Annotated in this window: 22 protein-coding genes; 13 read left to right on the plus strand and 9 right to left on the minus strand. The window is 73.5% G+C overall.

The features are described 5' to 3' along the window. Nucleotides 1–7: 7 nt before the first annotated feature. Both ACYVLJ_RS21190 and ACYVLJ_RS21195 read right to left on the minus strand, forming a co-directional pair. Nucleotides 8–730 carry an SDR family NAD(P)-dependent oxidoreductase gene (locus ACYVLJ_RS21190; protein ID WP_451980912.1) on the minus strand — a complete coding sequence of 241 codons (723 nt, stop codon included), beginning with the start codon at nt 728–730 and terminating at the stop codon, nt 8–10. Nucleotides 731–848: 118 nt separating this feature from the next. Beyond that, entirely contained in the window at nt 849–1,001 is a 153-nt protein-coding gene (locus tag ACYVLJ_RS21195; RefSeq protein WP_451980915.1) for a hypothetical protein, read from the minus strand. A gap of 132 nt (nt 1,002–1,133) precedes the next feature. Here ACYVLJ_RS21195 and ACYVLJ_RS21200 point away from each other — a divergent pair, with 132 nt between their 5' ends. From ACYVLJ_RS21200 to ACYVLJ_RS21220, 5 genes are all read left to right on the plus strand, one after another. Next, nucleotides 1,134–1,358 carry a DUF5808 domain-containing protein gene (locus ACYVLJ_RS21200; protein WP_451980918.1) on the plus strand — a complete coding sequence of 75 codons (225 nt, stop codon included), beginning with the start codon at nt 1,134–1,136 and terminating at the stop codon, nt 1,356–1,358. 102 nt (nt 1,359–1,460) lie between these two features. Next, the gene (locus tag ACYVLJ_RS21205; RefSeq protein WP_460439966.1) at nt 1,461–3,371 is read left to right on the plus strand and encodes a potassium transporter Kup; all 1,911 of its coding nucleotides are present in this window, start codon (nt 1,461–1,463) and stop codon (nt 3,369–3,371) included. 185 nt (nt 3,372–3,556) lie between these two features. Continuing rightward, nucleotides 3,557–4,276 carry a (Fe-S)-binding protein gene (locus ACYVLJ_RS21210; protein ID WP_460439967.1) on the plus strand — a complete coding sequence of 240 codons (720 nt, stop codon included), beginning with the start codon at nt 3,557–3,559 and terminating at the stop codon, nt 4,274–4,276. A 17-nt stretch (nt 4,277–4,293) separates the two neighbouring features. Further along, entirely contained in the window at nt 4,294–5,700 is a 1,407-nt protein-coding gene (locus ACYVLJ_RS21215; protein WP_460440193.1) for a lactate utilization protein B, read from the plus strand. Beyond that, nucleotides 5,697–6,275, plus strand: a complete 579-nt coding sequence (locus ACYVLJ_RS21220) for a LutC/YkgG family protein (RefSeq protein ID WP_460439968.1) — start codon at nt 5,697–5,699, stop codon at nt 6,273–6,275. Before ACYVLJ_RS21215 ends, ACYVLJ_RS21220 begins: the two co-directional genes overlap by 4 nt. Before the next feature lie 8 nt (nt 6,276–6,283). Here the strand turns inward: ACYVLJ_RS21220 and ACYVLJ_RS21225 are convergent, their stop codons facing one another. Together ACYVLJ_RS21225 and ACYVLJ_RS21230 are read right to left on the minus strand one after the other, a co-directional pair. Next, nucleotides 6,284–7,054, minus strand: a complete 771-nt coding sequence (locus ACYVLJ_RS21225; protein WP_460439969.1) for a DUF4097 family beta strand repeat-containing protein — start codon at nt 7,052–7,054, stop codon at nt 6,284–6,286. Between the two features lie 98 nt (nt 7,055–7,152). Then, complete coding sequence (locus ACYVLJ_RS21230; RefSeq protein WP_460439970.1) at nt 7,153–7,740, minus strand: helix-turn-helix domain-containing protein; 588 nt, start codon at nt 7,738–7,740, stop codon at nt 7,153–7,155. 67 nt (nt 7,741–7,807) lie between these two features. Here ACYVLJ_RS21230 and ACYVLJ_RS21235 point away from each other — a divergent pair, with 67 nt between their 5' ends. The 4 genes from ACYVLJ_RS21235 to ACYVLJ_RS21250 are packed head-to-tail and all read left to right on the plus strand — an operon-like array spanning nt 7,808 to nt 10,003. Then, a complete protein-coding gene (locus ACYVLJ_RS21235) occupies nt 7,808–8,398 on the plus strand; it encodes a class I SAM-dependent methyltransferase (protein ID WP_460439971.1) in 591 nt (196 codons plus the stop codon). Between the two features lie 16 nt (nt 8,399–8,414). Then, nucleotides 8,415–8,891, plus strand: coding sequence for a DinB family protein (locus ACYVLJ_RS21240; RefSeq protein WP_460439972.1), 477 nt, complete (start codon nt 8,415–8,417; stop codon nt 8,889–8,891). A 20-nt stretch (nt 8,892–8,911) separates the two neighbouring features. Beyond that, nucleotides 8,912–9,652, plus strand: coding sequence for a 5'/3'-nucleotidase SurE (gene surE, locus ACYVLJ_RS21245; protein WP_460439973.1), 741 nt, complete (start codon nt 8,912–8,914; stop codon nt 9,650–9,652). Nucleotides 9,653–9,691: 39 nt separating this feature from the next. Beyond that, complete coding sequence (locus tag ACYVLJ_RS21250) at nt 9,692–10,003, plus strand: hypothetical protein (protein WP_451980944.1); 312 nt, start codon at nt 9,692–9,694, stop codon at nt 10,001–10,003. Between the two features lie 6 nt (nt 10,004–10,009). On the opposite strand, the gene ACYVLJ_RS21255 is transcribed toward ACYVLJ_RS21250, so the two are convergent. Then, a complete protein-coding gene (locus tag ACYVLJ_RS21255; protein WP_460439974.1) occupies nt 10,010–10,549 on the minus strand; it encodes a Uma2 family endonuclease in 540 nt (179 codons plus the stop codon). A gap of 450 nt (nt 10,550–10,999) precedes the next feature. On the opposite strand from ACYVLJ_RS21255, the gene ACYVLJ_RS21260 reads away from it, so the two are divergent. Further along, entirely contained in the window at nt 11,000–12,658 is a 1,659-nt protein-coding gene (locus tag ACYVLJ_RS21260) for a TIGR04141 family sporadically distributed protein (protein WP_460439975.1), read from the plus strand. A gap of 80 nt (nt 12,659–12,738) precedes the next feature. Here ACYVLJ_RS21260 and ACYVLJ_RS21265 read toward each other — a convergent pair whose 3' ends face one another. Continuing rightward, nucleotides 12,739–13,491: an SDR family oxidoreductase gene (locus ACYVLJ_RS21265; protein ID WP_460439976.1), complete on the minus strand. Its 753-nt coding sequence runs from the start codon at nt 13,489–13,491 to the stop codon at nt 12,739–12,741. 72 nt (nt 13,492–13,563) lie between these two features. On the opposite strand from ACYVLJ_RS21265, the gene ACYVLJ_RS21270 reads away from it, so the two are divergent. After that, nucleotides 13,564–14,505, plus strand: coding sequence for a sigma-70 family RNA polymerase sigma factor family protein (locus tag ACYVLJ_RS21270; RefSeq protein WP_460439977.1), 942 nt, complete (start codon nt 13,564–13,566; stop codon nt 14,503–14,505). Here ACYVLJ_RS21270 and ACYVLJ_RS21275 read toward each other — a convergent pair. Then, nucleotides 14,477–14,635: a hypothetical protein gene (locus tag ACYVLJ_RS21275; protein WP_451980958.1), complete on the minus strand. Its 159-nt coding sequence runs from the start codon at nt 14,633–14,635 to the stop codon at nt 14,477–14,479. The genes ACYVLJ_RS21270 and ACYVLJ_RS21275 overlap by 29 nt on opposite strands. Before the next feature lie 50 nt (nt 14,636–14,685). Continuing rightward, the gene (locus ACYVLJ_RS21280; protein WP_460439978.1) at nt 14,686–15,252 is read right to left on the minus strand and encodes a MarR family winged helix-turn-helix transcriptional regulator; all 567 of its coding nucleotides are present in this window, start codon (nt 15,250–15,252) and stop codon (nt 14,686–14,688) included. A gap of 56 nt (nt 15,253–15,308) precedes the next feature. Between ACYVLJ_RS21280 and ACYVLJ_RS21285 the strand changes: the two genes are divergently transcribed. Together ACYVLJ_RS21285 and ACYVLJ_RS21290 are read left to right on the plus strand one after the other, a co-directional pair. Further along, complete coding sequence (locus ACYVLJ_RS21285) at nt 15,309–16,028, plus strand: SDR family NAD(P)-dependent oxidoreductase (RefSeq protein ID WP_460439979.1); 720 nt, start codon at nt 15,309–15,311, stop codon at nt 16,026–16,028. Between the two features lie 163 nt (nt 16,029–16,191). Further along, entirely contained in the window at nt 16,192–17,304 is a 1,113-nt protein-coding gene (locus ACYVLJ_RS21290) for an MFS transporter (protein ID WP_451980966.1), read from the plus strand. Between the two features lie 166 nt (nt 17,305–17,470). Here the strand turns inward: ACYVLJ_RS21290 and ACYVLJ_RS21295 are convergent, their stop codons facing one another. Next, on the minus strand, nt 17,471–18,274 hold the full coding sequence (locus ACYVLJ_RS21295) for an IclR family transcriptional regulator (RefSeq protein ID WP_451980969.1): 804 nt from the start codon (nt 18,272–18,274) through the stop codon (nt 17,471–17,473). Between the last annotated feature and the right edge of the window lie 53 nt (nt 18,275–18,327).

Genomic DNA, 18,327 nt, shown 5'->3' on the forward strand with positions numbered 1-18,327 from the left:
GGCGCGCTCAGGAGACGAACTGCTGGCCGCCGTCGATGTCGTACGTCGCACCCGTGAGCGCCGTGTTGGTCATGAGGTGGACCGCCAGCGCGGCGACGTCGGCGGGCCCGACCACGCGGCCGATCGGCAGCGTGGCGCGCAGCTCGGCCCGGCGTTCGTCGAGCTTGTCGCCGAGCAGCGACGCCGAAAGCGGCGTGTCGACGAAGCCGGCGGCGATCAGGTTGACGCGCACGGGCGCGAGTTCGAGCGCGAGGGCCGCGGTGAACGGCGGCAGCGCGGCGGTCGCCGCCGAGACGATGCCGAGCCCGTGCCCGATCCGCCGGCCGCCGGTGCCGCCCATCAGCAGCAGCGTGCCGCCGGCCCGCATCTTCGGCGCGGCGTGCCGCGCGACCTCGAGCGAGACGACGATGTGGTCGCTGACCGCCGTCCGCACTTCCTCGGCGGTCATCCCCAGCAGCGGCCCGTAGCGCGGGCCGCCCGCGGTGACCAGCACGTGGTCGATCGGGCCGGGCAGGGTCCCGAAGAACTGCGCGACGGACCGCGCGTCGGCGGCGTCGAACGCGGCGGTGCTGCGGGCGCCCAGCGTCTCGGCCGCCCGCTCGAGCTTGGCCGGATCCCGGCCGGTGAGCACGACCTCGGCGCCTTCGGCACGCGCCAGCCGCGCCGTCTCGAACCCGATGCCGGCGCTGCCGCCGACCAGCACCACCGTCTGCCCGTCGAGGTCCTTCATGCCGGCAGCTCCGTTCCCGCCCGTCGCGCGGCGTCCCCTTGGCCGGTGTAAGGCCACCGTAGCGCGCTCCGGCGGGTGCGGAGACGGCCGATCGCCGGGATTTCGCGGTGCGAACGGCTCACGGCAGGCGGTCGCCCGGCGGGGCGACCTCCAGCCCGGCCGCCTCGGGGTTCTCGTCGTGGCTCGCGAGCCACTTGCCGGTCACGTGCAGGAGCACGGTCACCACCACGAACCCGCCGATCAGGACCAGCGCCCAGGACAGATCACTCATGGCTTCGAGGATGCGGCCGCGCGGCCGGGCCGGGCGAGACCCGCCAACGGGACCTTGACCGCGGATCCCGTGGGCTTGACGCCGTCTTGACCACGGATCGCGCGCCGGGCGCGGACGTGCGATGGTGCGGGCATGGCCGGATCCGAAGAAGACCGCAAGCGGCCGATCGAACCCCAGGGCCGCGCCGCCGGGATGCCCTACGACTGGCGCCGCCCGACCGCCGACCGCGTGCGGGCCCGGGTGTGGAACCCGGACGAGCCGCGCCTCTGGACCCCGAAGGCGTTCGGGTGGGGCTACGACCTGAACCTGTACTGGCTCGTGCATCCGCGGCGCTACCTGCGTGCGCGCCGGCGCTAAAATTTCGTAAAGACGGGGGAAACGCCCTTCGGCCCGTCGCGGGGGAACGACGTCCTGCGGGTGCGGGCCACTAGGGTCGCACCCTATGCGGAGAGGGACCACGTGAGCGGGACGACCAAGCGCGACACCGTCCGGCTGGGGCTGGTGATCGGCGCGCTCGGCGTGGTGTTCGGCGACATCGGCACGAGCCCGATCTACACGCTCCAGACCGTCTTCAACCCCGCCGACCCGCACCCCGTCCCGGTGACCCCGGACAACGTGTTCGGCGTGGTGTCGCTGATCTTCTGGTCGGTGATGATCATCGTCACCGTCACGTACGTGTTGCTGGCGATGCGTGCCGACAACGACGGCGAGGGCGGCATCATGGCCCTCATCACGCTGCTGCGGCGCTGGAGCGGCCAGCGGGGCAGGCGCGCCGCGGTGGTGCTGGCCGGGCTCGGGATCTTCGGCGCCGCCCTGTTCTTCGGCGACAGCATGATCACCCCGGCGATCTCCGTGCTCTCCGCGGTCGAGGGCCTCAAGGTCGTCTCGGACGGTCTCGACGACTGGGTCGTGCCGATCACCGCGGTCATCATCATCGGGCTGTTCCTCGTGCAGCGGCGCGGGACGGCCGCGGTCGGGCGGGTGTTCGGGCCGGTCATGATCGCCTGGTTCACGGTGATCGGCGTGTGCGGCATCGCCGGGATCGCCGGGCACCCGGAGATCCTGAAGGCGCTCTCGCCGACGTACGCGATCGGGTTCATGACCGGGCACTTCGACATCGCGTTCTTCGCGCTGGCGGCGGTCGTGCTGTCGGTGACCGGCGCCGAAGCCCTGTACGCCGACATGGGCCACTTCGGCCGGCGGGCGATCACCCGCGGCTGGCTGCTGCTGGTGCTGCCCGCGTGCGTGCTCAGCTACCTCGGCCAGGGCGCGCTGATCCTCGAGGACCCGGCGAACGTCAGCAGCCCGTTCTTCCTGCTGGTGCCGGGCTGGGGCCGGCTGCTGATGGTGGTGCTGGCCACGGCCGCGACGGTGATCGCGTCCCAGGCGGTCATCACCGGCGCGTACTCGGTCGCGGCGCAGGCGGCCCAGCTCGGCTACCTGCCGCGGCTGCGGATCGCGCACACTTCGGAGACCGAGCGCGGCCAGATCTACGTCCCGTGGATCAACTGGCTGCTGATGGTTTCGGTGCTGACGCTGGTGTTCGCGTTCCGCAGCTCGACGGCGCTGGCGTTCGCGTTCGGCATGGCGGTGACCGGCACGATCACCATCACGACGCTGCTGTTCTTCTACATCGCCCGGCAGAAGTGGGGGACGCCGCGCTGGCTGATCGGCATCGGCGCGACCGTCCTGCTGGTCGTGGACCTGCTGTTCGTCGCGGCCAACCTGACCAAGCTCGTGCACGGCGCGTGGCTGCCGCTGCTGATCGGCCTCACGGCGTTCGCGATCATGACGACCTGGCAGCGCGGCCGGCAGATCGTCACCGCCGAGCGCGAACGCCGCGAAGGCCCGCTCCGGGAGTTCATCGACGAACTGGCCGACCGGGACACCCCGACCCGGCGCGTCCCGGGCACGGCGGTCTTCCTCAACCGCGGCGGCGCGACGGCGCCGCTGGCCCTGCGCGCCAACGCCGAGCACAACCACGTCCGGCACGAGCAGGTCGTCATCATGTCCCTGGAAACCGAGCCGGTCCCGCGGGTGCCGCCCGGCCAGCGCGTGACGGTGGAGGACCTGGGCCACAGCGACGACGGGATCGTCTTCGTCACGGCCCGCTACGGCTACATGGAGACGCCGGACGTCCCGGGCGCACTGGCGCGCCTGGACCCGGCGGAGACCGAGGGCCGGCTGAACGTGGACGAAGCGTCGTATTTCCTGTCGAAGATCGAGCTGCAGCGCGGCCCGGAACCGACCATGGCGAGCTGGCGCAAGCGCCTGTTCATCGCGACGTCGTACATCACCGCGGACGCCGCGGAGTACTTCGGCCTGCCCCGCGACCGCACGGTGATCATGGGCTCCCACATCGACGTTTAGTCGTGCGCGGGCGCAGGCCCCGCCGCTGCCGCACGATCGCCCTCGACGGCGCCGCCGTGCGCGGAAGCGGTCGGCCCATCTCGGCAAGCAGCCCTTCGCGGCCGTGGGGTTGAAACGAAATAACGGCTCGTAGTAGCGTCGGGGCACCGACGATGTGAAACCTTTCAATCCAAAGGCGGGGGCGCATGAAGGTCGCCGTGCTGGTCACGTGCATCAACGACGCCCTCTTCCCGGACACCGGCAAGGCCGTCTTCCGGCTGCTGCGCCGGCTCGGCGTGGACGCCGACTTCCCGGCCGCCCAGACCTGCTGCGGCCAGCCGATGATCAACACCGGCTACCTCGACGAGGCCGTGCCGGTCGTGCGCGCGTTCACCCGCGCCTTCGCCGGGTACGACGCCGTCGTGACGCCGTCCGGCTCCTGCGCGGGCTCGGCGCGGCACCAGCACGCCCTCGTCGCGCGGCGGGCCGGTGACCTCCCGGCCGCCGGCCCGAAGGTCTACGAGCTGAGCGAGTTCCTCGTCGACGTGCTCGGCGTGACCGATGTGGACGCCTACTTCCCGCACCGCGTCACCTACCACCCGACCTGCCATTCCCTGCGCATGCTCGGGGTCGGCGACCGGCCGCTGCGGCTGCTGCGCGCGGTCCGCGGGCTCGATCTCGTCGAACTGCCCGCCGCCGGGGAATGCTGCGGCTTCGGCGGCACCTTCGCGCTCAAGAACGCCGGTACATCCACCGCGATGGGCGCCGACAAGGCCCGGCACGTCGCGGAAACCGGCGCGGAAGTGCTCGTCGCGGGCGACAACTCGTGCCTGCTGCACATCGGCGGGCTGCTGTCGCGGCAGCGCTCCGGCGTCCGCGTGCTGCACCTCGCCGACGTGCTGGCTTCGACCGAGGAGGACGCGTGAGCGCCACGTTCGTCGGCATGCCCGCTTTCCCGGCCGCGGCCCGGAAAGCCCTGGCCGACACCCAGTTGCGCCGCAACCTGGCCCACGCCACCGGCACGATCCGCGCCAAGCGCGCGGCCGTCGTCGGCGAGGTGGCCGAGTGGGAGGAGCTGCGGCTCGCGGGCGCGGCGATCAAGGACAACACCCTGCGCCGTCTCGACGAGCACCTGCTGACCCTCGAAGCGGCCCTCCAGGAGCGCGGCGCGACCGTCCACTGGGCGCGCGACGCGCGCGAAGCCTGCGACATCGTCGCCCGGATCGCGCGGGACCACGACGTCGACGAGGTCGTCAAGGTCAAGTCGATGGCGACCCAGGAGATCGGCCTCACCGAAGCGCTGGCCGAACACGGCGTCACGGCCTGGGAAACCGACCTCGCCGAACTGATCGTGCAACTCGGCGACGACCTGCCCAGCCACATCCTGGTGCCGGCCATCCACCGCAACCGCGCGGAAATCCGGGAGATCTTCCGCCGCCGGATGAGCGGGGCGCCCGAGGACCTGACCGACGACCCGGCCGAACTCGCCGGCGCGGCCCGGGCGCACCTGCGGGAGAAGTTCCTGCGCGCCAAGATGGCCGTCTCCGGGGCGAACTTCGCCGTCGCGGAGAGCGGCACCCTCGTGGTCGTCGAGTCCGAGGGCAACGGCCGCATGTGCCTGACGCTGCCCGAGGTGCTCGTTTCCGTGGTGGGCATCGAAAAGCTCGTGCCGACGTGGGCCGACCTGGACGTCTTCCTCCAGCTCCTGCCGCGCTCGAGCACGGGGGAGCGGATGAACCCGTACACCTCGACGTGGTCGGGCCGCGCGCCCGGGGACGGGCCGCGCGAGACGCACGTGGTGCTGCTCGACAACGGCCGCACCCGGGCGCTCGCCGACGAGGTCGGCCGTCAGGCACTGCGCTGCATCCGGTGTTCGGCGTGCCTCAACGTCTGCCCGGTCTACGAGCGGACCGGCGGCCACGCGTACGGCTCGGTGTACCCCGGTCCGATCGGCGCGATCCTCAACCCGCTGCTCAAGGGCGTCGGCGCCGACGAGCAGACCGATTCGCTGCCCTACGCGTCGAGTCTGTGCGGCGCGTGCTTCGAGGCGTGCCCGGTGCGCATCGACATCCCGGAGGTCCTCGTCCACCTGCGTGCCCAGGTCGTGGACGCGCACCGGGCCGGACCGCCGAAACCCGAAGCGGTGGCGATGAAAACGGCCGCGTGGCTGCTCTCCGACGCCCGCCGGCTCGGGTTCGCCGAACGCGGCTTGGGCGTCGCGAACCGGGTGTTGACCCGCCTCGGCCGCCGCACGCTCTCCCGGTTGCCCTGGCCGGGTTCACTGTGGACGAACGCGCGGGACCTGCCCGTCCCGCCCCGGGAGTCGTTCCGCTCGTGGTGGCGTCGATGACGGCGCGGGAGGAAATCCTGGCCAGGGTCCGGAATGCCTTGCGGGACGCGGACCGGACCGAGGCGGCCGTTCCCCGGGGCTACCGGTCGGTCGCGGTGCCGGACGTCGTGGAGCTGTTCGCCGAACGCGTCGTCGACTACCGCGCCTCCCTGACCCGCTGCCGGGCCGCCGAACTGCCCGGCGCGGTCCGCGCCGCCCTCGGGCCGGCCCGGAAAGTGCTGGTGCCGCAGGGATTTCCGGTCGAAGTCGAGGGTTCCGTCACGGACGCGGCAGACCTGGACGCCTTCGACGCCGTCGTCACCACCGCCGCGCTCGGCATCGCGACCACCGGGACCCTCGTGCTCGACCACGGACCCGGCCAGGGCCGCCGCGCGCTGAGCCTGGTGCCGGACGTCCACGTCTGCGTGCTGCGCGAAGACCGCATCGTGCCCGGCGTCCCGGACGCCGTCGCGGCGCTGGACCCGGCGCGCCCGCAGACCTGGATCAGCGGCCCCAGCGCCACGAGCGACATCGAGCTGACCCGGGTGGAGGGCGTGCACGGGCCGCGGACCCTGCACGTCATCCTGACCGGCTGAGGCCGGGCTCACCCGGCGGCGCGGCGGACGACGATGTCGTCGCACCGCGTGCGAGCGACGATCTTCAGCTCCGCCGTGCCGTCGTGGACGGGCAGCGAGGTGCGGACCGAGCCCTTCGTGCTGTCGGCGTCTACCCGGACCGTGGTGCCCTCGCCGACGCCCACCTCGATGCCACCGGAGGCGTTCGCGAGGTCGGCGTGACCGCGCGTCAGGCGGCCGATCCGGATCGGGCAGTCCGCCGCCTTCGCGACGACACCGCCGTCGGCGCGGTCGATCTCGAGGCGGCCGCTCGAGCCGGTGAAGCCGACGTCGGCGTGCGCGTGGCCGATCCGGACCGCGGCCGTGCCGGCGTCGATGGCGGCGAGCCCGGTGACCCGCTCGACCGTGATCTCGCCGGAGGCGACCTGCCCGCGCAGTGCGGCGACGTGCTCGAGCCGCACGGTGCCCGACGCCGAGTTCAGCTCGCAGTCACCCAGCGGGCCGCCGGCCCGCACGTCGGTCCACGCGGTGTCGAGGACCAGCCGGGAACCGGCGGGCAGCTCGACCGTGATGGCGACCGAGCCGTGCTTCGCGCCCGGCTTCGCCGTCTTGATCGACAGCTCGCCGTCGGCGAAGGCGACTTCCGTGCGCTCGGCGACCTTCACGTCCGACTTGCTCGCGCGGTCGACGGGCTCGACCCGCACCACCGTGTCCCGGCGGTCGCTCGCGGCGACGCGCACCCGGGCGCCGGCGGTGGTCAGCGTGGCGGTGATCGGCCGCGGCGTGGTGTAGGCGGTCATGGCGGTTCCCCTTGCGGTGTCCGTGTTCCGTGGTGTGGTGGGACCACGTTCGCCGACCGGCCTGACACGCACCTGACACCGCGCGGACACCCCCGCGGTCACCGTTCGCGCACCGCCCGGGCCCGCAGGTGGGCGCGTTCGCCCTGCTGTCCGAAGAGGATGAGCAGCTCGACGGCCTTCCCGTCGGCGCTGCCCAGCCAGTGGGGGAGCGTCGTGTCGAACTCCGCGGCCTCGCCCGCGGGCAGCACCAGGTCGTGCTCGCCGAGCACCAGCCGCAGCCGGCCGTGCAGGACGTAGAGCCACTCGTAGCCGTCATGGGTCTGGTGTGCCGGTTCGAGGGGACGTTCGCTGCTCGGGATGATCATCTTGTACGCCTGCATGCCACCCGGCCGGCGCGACAACGGCACGAACGTCATGCCGTGGCGGTGGATCGGCGTCAGGTGGACGCGGGGGTCGCCGGTGCGGGGCGCACCGACGAGGTCGTCCAGCGGGACCTGGTAGGCGCGCGCCAGCGGGAGCAGCAATTCCAGGCCGGCGCGCCGCTGCCCGCTCTCCAGCCGCGACAGCGTGCTCTCCGAGACGCCAGTGGTGCCGGCCAGCTCGGCCAGCGTCAGCCCGCGGGCGCGGCGCAGGGCCCGCAGCCGGGGGCCGACCGCGTGCAGGACGTCTTCGAAGTCGTCGCTCACCCCGGCCATCTTGCCGAAACCGCAAGAACGCGTGCCACCTCGGCACGTCCGGCGCCAGGGTGGGGCCATGACCGAAGACGCCACCCGCTTCTGGGACGACCACCACGCGACCCGGCGGGCCGAACCCCGCGCCAATGTCCGGCTCACCGAAGTCGTGGCCGGCCTCGACCCCGGCACCGCACTCGACCTGGGCTGCGGGGCCGGCGGCGACGCGCTGTGGCTCGCCCGCCGCGGCTGGCGCGTGACCGCGGCCGACATCTCCGGCGTCGCGATCGCCCGCCTGGCCGGCCACGCCCGGGTCTCCGCCGAGCGCCACGACCTGGCCGAGACGTTCCCCTCGGGCCGCTTCGACCTCGTCTCGGCGCACTACCTGCACACGTCCTTCGCCCTGCCCCGCGCGCAGGTCCTGCGGAAGGCCGCGCGGGCACTGACGCCCGGCGGACGGCTGCTGGTCGTCGACCACGGTTCGGTCGCGCCGTGGTCGTGGCACCCGGACGCGGACTTTCCGTCGCCGTTCGAGGTCGCCCGGTCGCTCGACCTCGACCCCGCGGTGTGGGCGGTCGAGCGGGCGGAAGCGCTTTCCCGCCACGCCACCGGCCCCGGCGGGCAGGCCGCCGACGTCGTCGACCACCTGCTGCTGATCCGCCGCACCCGCTGACTGCCGAGGAGAACCGATGCCCCGTCGCAACGACACCCCGCCGCCGCGGACCGGACCCGGCGAGAAGGACGTGCTGCGCGGCTTTCTCGACCAGCTGCGCGCCGCCGTCGCCGCGAAGGCCGAAGGCGTGCCGGAACCACAGGCGCGGACGTCCGGCGTGCCCTCGGGCACGTCGCTGCTGGGCCTGGTCCGGCACCTGACCCACGTCGAGCGCTTCACCTTCCTCGGCGAGCGCCCGAAGGACTGGCCCGGCACGTTCCGGCCGCGGCCGGACGAGACGGCCGCGACGCTGCTGACCGGCTACCGCACCGCGGTCGAGGAGGCCAACGCCGTCATCGACGCCTGCACCGACCTGACCGAGCCGGTACCCCGCCCGGGCGGCACGCCGCCGTCGATGCGCTGGGCACTGGTGCACATGATCGAGGAGACCGGCCGTCACGCCGGGCACGCCGACATCCTCCGCGAACTGATCGACGGCAGCACCGGCCGGTGAAGGCCGGGTACGTTTCCGGTGTGCGGGCACTGATCACCAACGACGACGGCATCGCGTCCCCGGGCCTGCTCGCCCTGGCCCGCGGTGCGGTGGCGCACGGCTGGACCGTCACCGTCGCCGCGCCGGCGGGGGAGGCCAGCGGGACCAGCGCCGGCCTGAGCGCCACCGGGGACGGCGGGCGGATCGCCGTCGAGCGGCGGGAGCTGCGCGGACTGCCGGACGTGCCCGCGTACGCCGTGGCCGCCCACCCCGGGCTCATCGCGCTGGCCGCCTCGCAAGGCGCCTTCGGCGAGCCCCCGGACGTGGTGCTGTCCGGGGTGAACCTCGGGGCGAACATCGGCCGCGCGGTACTGCATTCGGGCACCGTCGGCGCGGCCCTGACGGCGTCGCTCCACGGGGCGCGTGCGCTCGCGGTGTCGCTCGACGCCGGGCTGGAACCCGGGCCGGACCCGCACTGGGACACCGCCGTCGCGGTCGCGGCGACGCTGTTCGACCGGCTCGCCGCCTTGCCCGCCGGCACCGTGCTGAACCTCAACGTCCCCGACCGGGCCGAGGCCGGCGAGCCGCGCCGGGCCGGGCTGGCCGAGTCCGGTGCGGTCCGCGGCCGCGTCGGGCACGACGGCGACGGCTCGATCAGCCTCACCGCCGTGGTCGTCGAAGGCGAACTGCCGCCCGGGAGCGACGCGCGGCTGCTCGCCGAGGGCCACCCGACCGTGACGGCCCTGCGTTCGGTGGCCGAAGACCCCGACGTGCGGCTCTGATCTCCCGGACATCCGCGGCGGATGTGCGAAGGTAGCGGGATGCACGGCCGGACGGGGAGGCCCGGTGGCCCCGAGAACGGCGCGAGGTCGGTCGCGGACCTCGCGCGGATGTCGGCGTGGACGGTGACCGGCTCGCGCGGGCACTGGACCACCGCCGAGCGCGTCGTGGCGCTCGGGAACCGCCGCTGGGTGGTCGGGCTGACCCCGACCGCGGGCGGCGCGACGGCCCTGATGCTGTGGCGCGACGACGACATCGTCGCCCACCGCCGCGGCCCCGAGGCGGCGCTGTGCGACCTCGCGCTGCGGTGGATCACGAACCTGCTGTCCGGTCGCCCGTGGGACGGCCGCTGACCGGGTTCAGTGCGGCGAGACGAGGTCCGCCGCGCGCAGGGTCAGCTCGTACGGCGTCGTGAGCGCCACGGGCTCGTCGTCCCGGCCCTCGGCGTCGAGGACGTAGGCGTCTCCCTCGAGCCGGAAGCAGCTCACGCTGGGCACGCGCGGGTCGACGACCCAGTAGAACGGGCAGCCCGCCGCGGCGAGCCGGGCCGGTTTGAGGTGCAGGTCGATGTGGCGGCTGGACGGGGAGACGACTTCGACGGCGAGGACGGGGACCCCGACGAGCGCGCGGTCGGTGAACGTGTCGCGGCGGCCGACGACGACGTCCGGGATGAGCACCGTGTGCTCGTCGAGCACGACATCGAGTGGAGCGGGGAGAACCTCGCAGTCCGCAGGGCAAAGCGGGGTGAGCGCGGCGAGCAGGCGCGCGACCACCCTCTGGTGCAGCGGACGCGGGGACGGGCTCACTAGGAGGGTCCCGTCCACCAGTTCGTAACGGCGGCGTTCATCGGTGATCAGCTCCAGGTCCCGGCGGGTGAGACGGTCTCCGTGTGCGAACATCGGGACTGTCTCCATGCTGCCCCCAGCGTCGGGCCGGACGGGAATCGACCAGCCCAGGGTAGTGGGGTACCCGGCGCGGCGCGAACCGCCGCTCCGTGACCGCCCCCGCCCGGCCGGCCCAGTCCGCGGCCCGGCTGTCCGGTGTGGATGGTCACGGTGCGTGCGGCCATTCTTCCGGCGGTGCCCGAACAGCGCAGAATAGCCGGTAAATGCGGCCGAACGAGTGCACTGGAACAATTCTTGCGGTGGCCGTTTCCCGGCCTTCCCCCGGTCACGTCCCGATCATCTGCCGGACTTCTGACCAGCCTTGATGTCACGGTGAGGACGCGAAGGAGCGTATCGCGAGCACTTCCTGTCGGCAAGATTTCGGTGTTCAAGCCGAATTAACCGGATGGGCACGGGCGGGCGTTATCCTGAACGGACGCAGTTTTACGGGAGGCCGGTGATCGCATGGCTTCGACGTCCGCTCCGAGCAAGCCCGTGTCGCTGTTCCGGCTCGACGGCACCGCGGCCCCGGACGAGCTGCTGGTGCCGCTGAAGGACGGGCAGGTCACCACCGACACCGAGGTCGACCTCTCCGGCACGCGCGCGCGGCTGGTCGCGGGCCGGTTCCGCACCGAGGCCCCGCAGTGGCTCCCGCACGCGGCTGCCCTGACCGGGACCGAACTCGCGCTGTCGTCCGAACTGCCGTTCGCGGTGCTGCTCGTCCCGCGCGCGGCGTGGACCTACGCGGTCACCTGGGGCGCGGGCCACCTCACCCTCAACGACGAGCACGTCGAACAGGGTTTCGGCCTGCTGTTCGGGATCCGGCGGCTCGACCCGTTCGACCTCGGCCTGATCGCCAGCGCGGCCCTGGACACCTCCGCGCGCGCGACGCAGACGTCGATCCCCGGCGGCGGCGACCTTTCGGCGTTCCGCCTGGAACCGTACGGCGAGCTGGTCAACCGGCTGGCCGGGACGGCCGACCTCGCCGACCTCACCTACGGCCGGGTGACCGGGCGGCGGCACCGCATCCGTGCCGGCACCGCCGTGTGGCTGCCCCTGGCCAAGGACCCCTCGGCGTTCCTGGCCGACCTCGACGCCGTCGGCGCGGTGGTCGACGGGCCGGACGCGCACTCGTCGCTGCGGTTCGTCGCCCAGACCCGGCCGATGGACCGCCACGACCGCGTTGTCCCGGTCCTGGAGCGCCGGCTGGCGGAAAGCCTTGCGGGCGACGAGGAAGACCGGCTGGGCATCGCCTGGCCCGCGACGGCGGTGCAGGACGCCGAGCGCGCGGGCTCGTTCCGCGTCAGCGGCCTCGGTCCCGGCGGGCCGTTCGCCGTGCCGGGCCGGCTGGAGGCCGGGCACCTGACCGACCGCCTCGCGGAAATCCCGGTCGCCGACCGGCTGAAGGCGGTGCGCGCCGGGCGGATCGTCGCGTGCGCCGACGACGCGGGCGAGGAGGAGGCCGGCGCGTCGATCCCGGTCGCGCGGTGGCTGGTGTTCGAGACCTCGATCGACCACGTCCGGTACGTCTTCCACCAGGGGCGGTGGTACCGGATCGGCGAGACCTACGTGCGGCAGATGCGCGAGCAGGTCGCCGCGATGCTGGCGCGCCGCTTCGCGTGGCCCGCGGTCACGTGGGTCCCGACCGGGGCGCCCGACGACGAGAACCGGTACTGCCGGGAGGTGGCCCGCGAGCCGGGTTTCCTGTGCCTGGACCGGGATTTCGCCACCACGCCCCGGCACCCGCGGTTCGAGCTGTGCGACCTGCTCGGGCCCGCCGGCGAGCTCATCCACGTCAAGTGGCTCGGCCGCGCGACGGCGGCCAGCCACCTGTGCACGCAGGCGCTCGTCTCGGCCGACGCCCTGGCCTACGAGCCAGAGGCGCTGGCCCAGCTCGCCGCGAAGGCACCCGGCCGCGCGATCACCCGGGTCCCGCGCACGGTCGTGCTCGCCGCGGCGGGCCGCTCGTGGAACGTCGACGAGCTGTTCACCCTGTCGCAGGTCGCGTTGCTGCGGCTGGACCGCTCGGTGCGGGCGCTGCAGGCGACGTTGCGGTTCGCCGACATCCCGTACGAGCCGAAGTCCCGCCGGCGCGCCCAGCCGGTCCGCCGTCGCCGCGGCTAGCCTTCCTCGACGTCGCCGCCACGGCCGGGGACCGTGGTGTGGGGCGTGGTGGCGCTGCGCGCGCCCGGCCGCGGTGACCGCTACCAGGGCACCGCGCCGTCCGCGCCGAAGAAGCCGCCGGTCGGGCCTTCCGCGCCGAGGGTCGCGAGCCGGACCACCGCCGCCGCGCCCTGGGCCGTCGTGAGGAATCCCGTGTGGTTGTTGATGTCCGTGTCGACGTAGCCCGGGTCGGCCGCGTTGACCAGGATGCCGTCCTTGCGCAGCTCGTTCGCGTACTGCACGGTCAGCGCGTTCACCGCGCTCTTGGACGGCGAGTACGCGGCCGACGCCGGGAGCGCGGCGAGCGGGCCGCCGGGGTCGCTCGCGATCGTCAGGGAACCGGCGCCGCTGCTGACGTTGACGATGCGCGGGGCCGGTGCCCGCCGCAGCAGGGGGAGCAGGGCGTTGGTCACCGCGATCACGCCGAAGACGTTCGTCTCGAAGACCGCCCGGACCATGGCGAGGTCGACCGTGCTCGGCACCTGATCGAGGGCGTCCACCGGCGAAACCGGCCCGGACCCCGTGATGCCCGCGTTGTTGACGAGCACGTCGAGACGCCCGAAGCGCTCCTCGACCTCCTCCGCCGCTTCGTCGATGGTGGCCGCGTCGGTGACGTCCAGGACGATCGGGTGCACGTCCCCGCTCATCTCCGCGGCCGCCGCCGCACCGCGCTGCCGGTCCCGCGCGCCGACGAGCACCGTCATGCCCAGTGCGGCGAGCTGCTCCGCGGTCGCGCGGCCGATGCCCTTGTTCGCGCCGGTGACCAGTGCGATCCGTGTCGTGGTTTCGTTCATGCCTCCCGAGACGAGACAGGCCCGCCGATCCGTGACATGTCACAACCGGCGGGCCTGTCTCGTCTCGGGCACGTGACGAAAGCCGAGGAGTTCGAAGACCTGCGCCCGCTGCTGTTCTCCATCGCCTACCGGATTCTCGGCAGCGTGGGCGAGGCCGAGGACGCGGTCCAGGAGACGTGGCTGCGCTACGAGGCGTCCGCGTCGCGGCCCACGTCGGCGAAGGCGTTCCTGTCGGCCACGGTGTCGCGGATCGCCATCGACGTCCTGCGCTCGGCGCGGGTCCGGCGGGAGGAGTACGTCGGGCAGTGGTTCCCCGAGCCGCTGCTGGCCGACCCGTACGAGGACCCGGCACGCTCGGCCGAGCTGGCCGACTCGGTGTCGATGGCGGCGTTGCTGCTGCTGGAGCGGCTGAGCCCGCTCGAACGGGCGGTGTTCGTGCTGCGGGAGGTGTTCGGCTTCGGCTTCGCCGACGTCGCGTCGGCGGTGGGCCGCTCCGAAGCGGCGTGCCGCCAGCTCGCGGTCCGGGCCCGCCGGCACATGGACGCGGGCCGCGCCCGGTTCGCGGCGGACCGCCAAGAGCGCGCGCGGCTGGCCGAACGGTTCTTCGGCGCCTTCCGCGACGGCGACCTCGACGGCCTCCGCGACCTGCTCGCGGCCGACGTTGAGCTGGTCGGCGACAGCGGCGGCAAAGCACCACTGTGGGGCGAGGGCGTTTTCGGCGCCGAGCCGGTGGCCCGGCTGCTGACCGCGTTCGCCGCGCCGTTCGCCCGGATCGGGGGCGCCGTGGAACCCCGCGAGGTCAACGGCCAGCCGGGCGCGCTGTTCCGCGACCGCGACGGCAAGGTCGTCACCACACTGGTGCTCGACGTCCTCGACGGGCGCGTCCAGACGATCCGCGCGGTGCTGAACCCGGACAAGCTCGCGCACCTGGGCCCGGTCGCGGACGCCTGGACGGTGGCCCGCGAGACGAACCGCGCCCGCCGGGTCAGCCCCGGCCGAGGGTCTTGCGCTTGACGAAGCCGATCGCGCCGGTGGCCACGAACAGCACCGCGCCCACGATGATCAGCCAGAAGAGGCCCTTGATCGCGATGCCGAGCACCACGAGAACGGCCCAGACCACCAGCAGTCCGATGATGAGTCCCATGTCGGCTCCCTCCGGGATGTGGCCGGAGTGATACCCCGCCGGGCGGCGCGCTACACCCCGCGGAGTTCTCGGCCTTCCCCTTCCGAGGGGGACGTGCGCTCGTGCAGCGACGCCTCCAGCTTGGCCAGGAGCCCGGTGAGGGTCGTGCGTTCGTCGCGGGTGAGGCCGCCGATCAGGTCCGCCTCGTGCTCCAGGAGCCGGCGTACGGTCGCTTCGACCAGGCTGTGCCCGGCGTCGGTGAGCAGGACCGCGACCGCGCGGCGCGAGGCCGATGACGGTGACCGCTCGACCAGACCCGCCTGCTCGGCGCGGGCGACCCGCTGCGAGACCGCGCCCGCCGTGACCAGGGTGCGGCGCGTGATCTCGCGGGTGGTCAGCTCGTAGGGCGGGCCCGCCCGCCGGATCACGCTGAGCAGGTCCAGGGTCGACGGGTCGATCCCGAGCTCGGCCAGCGTCCGGCGCCGGTCGTCGGCCAGCAGCTTCGCGATGCGCCACGCGGGCGTGATGACCTCGATGGACTCGGTCCGCACGCCGGGCAGTTCCCGGTGCCACGACGACGCGATGTCCGCCGCGGGCCAGCGCAGGATCGCTTCCATCGGGTAGCTGTCGTTGGACACCCGGGCCTCCCCGTTGCTACGTTTAGAGCTAAACATAGCAGGAGGAGGAGTTCTCTGTGAGTCGCATCGTGCTGGTCACCGGGGGTGGGACCGGGCTGGGCAAGGCGGTCGCCGCGCGCTTCCGCGAGGACGGCGACACGGTGGTCGTCACCGGCCGCGACGCCGGCCGGCTCGCGCGCACGGCGGGCGAGCTCGACGTCCGGCCGATCCCGTGCGACGCCACCGATCCCGCGCAGGTGGCGCGGCTGGCCGACGAGCTGGGCCCGGACCTCGACGTGGTCGTCAACACGGCCGGCGGCAACACCGACTTCGGCGCGGACCGGGCTCCGGGGCTCGAGGGCGTGCTCTCGGCGTGGCGGGCCAATCTGGACGCCAACCTGCTCAGCGCCGTGCTTACGACGTCCGCCGTGCTCGGCAAGCTGCGCCCGGGCGGGACGATCGTCAACGTCGGGTCGATCGGCGCCGAATACGCGTCTTCGTCCTACGGCGCGGCGAAAGCGGCGCTCGCGGCGTGGACCGCGGGCCTGTCGGCGGAAGTCGGTCCGAAAGGGCTTACCGCCAACCTGATCTCACCCGGCTACATCGCCGAGACGGAGTTCTTCCGCGGGAAGCTCACCGAGCAGCGGCGGGCGGCGCTCATCGCGAGGACGCACAACGGGCGCGCCGGGCACCCGCGTGACGTCGCCGAGACGACGCACTTCCTGGCTTCCGCGGGAGCTCGGCACATCACCGGGCAAACGCTGCACGTCAACGGGGGTGCGCACACCACGCGCTGACCGTCCACAAGGGATGTAAGCGCTTCCGCACGTGCACTCGCACCTGCATGGACAGCAGGTTAACTTCGCGTATACGTCAGCTGACGGATGTCTGACGTACGTGTGTTGCGGAGCATTGCTCCCCGGAGCCCGGAGCTCCGGACCCTCGTCGCGAGGAGGAGCCATGTCCCGCAGTACCGCCATTTCCACGCTCGTGGTGTTCGCGCTGGCGCTCAACCTGAGGCCGGCGGTGACGAGTCTGGGTGCCGCCCTGCCGGACGTCTCTGTCGTCGGGGGGCTGACCGCCGCGGTGCTGGTCGCGCTGCCGTTGTGGGCGATCGGTCTCGGCGGCTGGGCGGCGCCGTGGCTGTGCGGCCGCGTCGGTTCGCACCGGACCGTCACCGTTTCCCTGATCGGCCTGGCGTCTTCGCTGGCCGGGCGGGTGCTCGGCGGCTCGGCGCTGCTGCTGGTCGGGACGGCGCTGGCGTGCCTGTCGCTCGCCGTGCTCGGCACGATGCTGCCGCTGCTGGCCGGCGGGTCCGCCGCCTACCCGCTCGGGCTCGGCCTGGGCAGCACGGTCGGCGCGCTGCTGACCCCGGCGGCGGTGACCTCGTCGTCGTGGCGGATCGGCCTGGGCGTCTGGGCGGTCGCGGCCGTGGCGGCCCACCAGCTGTGGCGGCACACCCCCGGTGACTTCCGGTCGCCGCGGGCGGCGACGGAGGCCGTGCGGCCCTACGCCTTGACGATCTACTTCGGGCTGGTTTCGACGGTGACGTTCCTGGTCATGGGCCGGCTCCCCGGCATCCTGCGCGAGGCGGGCGTTTCGCCGGCGACCGCGGGTGCGTGCCTGGCCCTGTCGATGGCACTGGGCCTGCCGATGATGTGGCTGGTCCCGGGCTGGACGCGGAAGTGGGAGAACCAGACGCTGCTGGTGGTCGCGCTGGCCGTGCCCAACGTCGTCGGCATCACCGGCCTGCTCGCCGCCCCCGCGGCCGCGCCCTGGGTGTGGGCCGGGGCCACCGGCCTGGGCATGGGGTCGCTCGCGTTCGCCCTGACCACGATCTCGTTGCGCAGCAAGAACGGCTCGCCCGCGTTGTCCGCGGTGGTCCAGGGCGCGGGCTACCTGATGGCCGGGTTCGGCGTGCTGGCCTGCGGCTGGCTCTACACCCGGACCGGATCGTGGCAGGTGCCGCTGCTGCTGGTGCTGGCGATCCTGCTCGCCCAGGTCGTCAGCGGGCACCTCACGGTCGCCCACCGGACCCCGGCGCCGGTGTTCCTCGAGCACCGGGCCGCCTGACCCGCACAGGCGGCCCGGTCCGCGGGCGGCGGGGCCGAGTCCGGGCCCCGCCGGTCCGGAACCGGGCGTCCGGACCGAGTGCCCGCGCAAGGCGTCGTGAGTGTTCAGGGGCGGCTCCCACCGCCCTGAACACTCACGACAGCCTGTGCGCCGCGCGGCGGGCCACTCAGGTCAGCCGGGCGGTGGGCGGCGGTTTCGGGCGCGCCTCCCAGCCGAGGTGCGCGGAGACCCGCGCGGCGGCCTTCGCCGTGACGAGGCCCGCGGCGTCGAGGCCCTCGCCGAGCCGTCCGGCGGGCGCCGAGACGTTCAGGGCGGCGACGACCCGGCCGCGGAAGTCCCGGATCGGCGCGGAAACGCCGACCAGGCCGGCCTCGAACTCCTCGCGGACCCGGGCGTAGCCGTCGCGGCGGGCCTGCTGGATCTTCGCCCACAGCTCGGGCAGAGTGTGCACTTCGGACAGTGGGTGGTCGGCGGCCAGTGCGGGGAAGCGGACGTACAGGTCGTCGGGCGTGGCGTCGAGGAGCAGCACGCGCCCCGCCGACGTGCAGTACGCCGGCACGCCGCGGCCTTCCCAGCCGTGCACCCGGAAGGAGTGCCCGGACACCGAGAGCAGCGTCAGCACCTCCTGGTCGCGCAGCACGCACAGGTGGTTGGTCTCTTCGAGCTCGGCCGACAGCTCCCGCATCACGGGCTCGGCCGCGCGCACGAGCCGGTCCTCGACCGTCCGGGCGACCAGCGAGAACAGCCGCCACCCGAGCCGGTAGCCGAGGGTGTCCGGGTCCCGTTCGACGATGCCCTCCTCGGCGAGTGCCTTGAGCGCCCGCGACACCTGGCTCTTCTCCCGCCCGGTGAGCTGCGCGAGGCGGACGACGCCCAGCTCTCCGGCGCGCTGTGCCTCGGGCGAGGCGAGCGCCTCGAGGAGGTCCAGGTCGCGGCGCAGGCCGTGCCCCTGGTGCCGGGTGTCGTCCATGCCGGGAAAGGTACCTCCGTGGTCCGCCGGCAAGGTGACCACCGGCCAAGGCC

Source organism: Amycolatopsis stemonae, assembly GCF_054781455.1.

Excerpts from the sequence above, each read along its gene's own strand:
- ACYVLJ_RS21190 (WP_451980912.1), bottom strand. The coding sequence starts at position 730 with ATGAAGGACCTCGACGGGCAGACGGTGGTGCTGGTCGGCGGCAGCGCC.
- ACYVLJ_RS21195 (WP_451980915.1), bottom strand. The coding sequence starts at position 1,001 with ATGAGTGATCTGTCCTGGGCGCTGGTCCTGATCGGCGGGTTCGTGGTG.
- ACYVLJ_RS21200 (WP_451980918.1), top strand. The coding sequence starts at position 1,134 with ATGGCCGGATCCGAAGAAGACCGCAAGCGGCCGATCGAACCCCAGGGC.
- ACYVLJ_RS21210 (WP_460439967.1), top strand. The coding sequence starts at position 3,557 with ATGAAGGTCGCCGTGCTGGTCACGTGCATCAACGACGCCCTCTTCCCG.
- ACYVLJ_RS21215 (WP_460440193.1), top strand. The coding sequence starts at position 4,294 with ATGCCCGCTTTCCCGGCCGCGGCCCGGAAAGCCCTGGCCGACACCCAG.
- ACYVLJ_RS21220 (WP_460439968.1), top strand. The coding sequence starts at position 5,697 with ATGACGGCGCGGGAGGAAATCCTGGCCAGGGTCCGGAATGCCTTGCGG.
- ACYVLJ_RS21225 (WP_460439969.1), bottom strand. The coding sequence starts at position 7,054 with ATGACCGCCTACACCACGCCGCGGCCGATCACCGCCACGCTGACCACC.
- ACYVLJ_RS21235 (WP_460439971.1), top strand. The coding sequence starts at position 7,808 with ATGACCGAAGACGCCACCCGCTTCTGGGACGACCACCACGCGACCCGG.
- ACYVLJ_RS21240 (WP_460439972.1), top strand. The coding sequence starts at position 8,415 with ATGCCCCGTCGCAACGACACCCCGCCGCCGCGGACCGGACCCGGCGAG.
- ACYVLJ_RS21250 (WP_451980944.1), top strand. The coding sequence starts at position 9,692 with ATGCACGGCCGGACGGGGAGGCCCGGTGGCCCCGAGAACGGCGCGAGG.
- ACYVLJ_RS21255 (WP_460439974.1), bottom strand. The coding sequence starts at position 10,549 with ATGTTCGCACACGGAGACCGTCTCACCCGCCGGGACCTGGAGCTGATC.
- ACYVLJ_RS21260 (WP_460439975.1), top strand. The coding sequence starts at position 11,000 with ATGGCTTCGACGTCCGCTCCGAGCAAGCCCGTGTCGCTGTTCCGGCTC.
- ACYVLJ_RS21265 (WP_460439976.1), bottom strand. The coding sequence starts at position 13,491 with ATGAACGAAACCACGACACGGATCGCACTGGTCACCGGCGCGAACAAG.
- ACYVLJ_RS21275 (WP_451980958.1), bottom strand. The coding sequence starts at position 14,635 with ATGGGACTCATCATCGGACTGCTGGTGGTCTGGGCCGTTCTCGTGGTG.
- ACYVLJ_RS21290 (WP_451980966.1), top strand. The coding sequence starts at position 16,192 with ATGTCCCGCAGTACCGCCATTTCCACGCTCGTGGTGTTCGCGCTGGCG.
- ACYVLJ_RS21295 (WP_451980969.1), bottom strand. The coding sequence starts at position 18,274 with ATGGACGACACCCGGCACCAGGGGCACGGCCTGCGCCGCGACCTGGAC.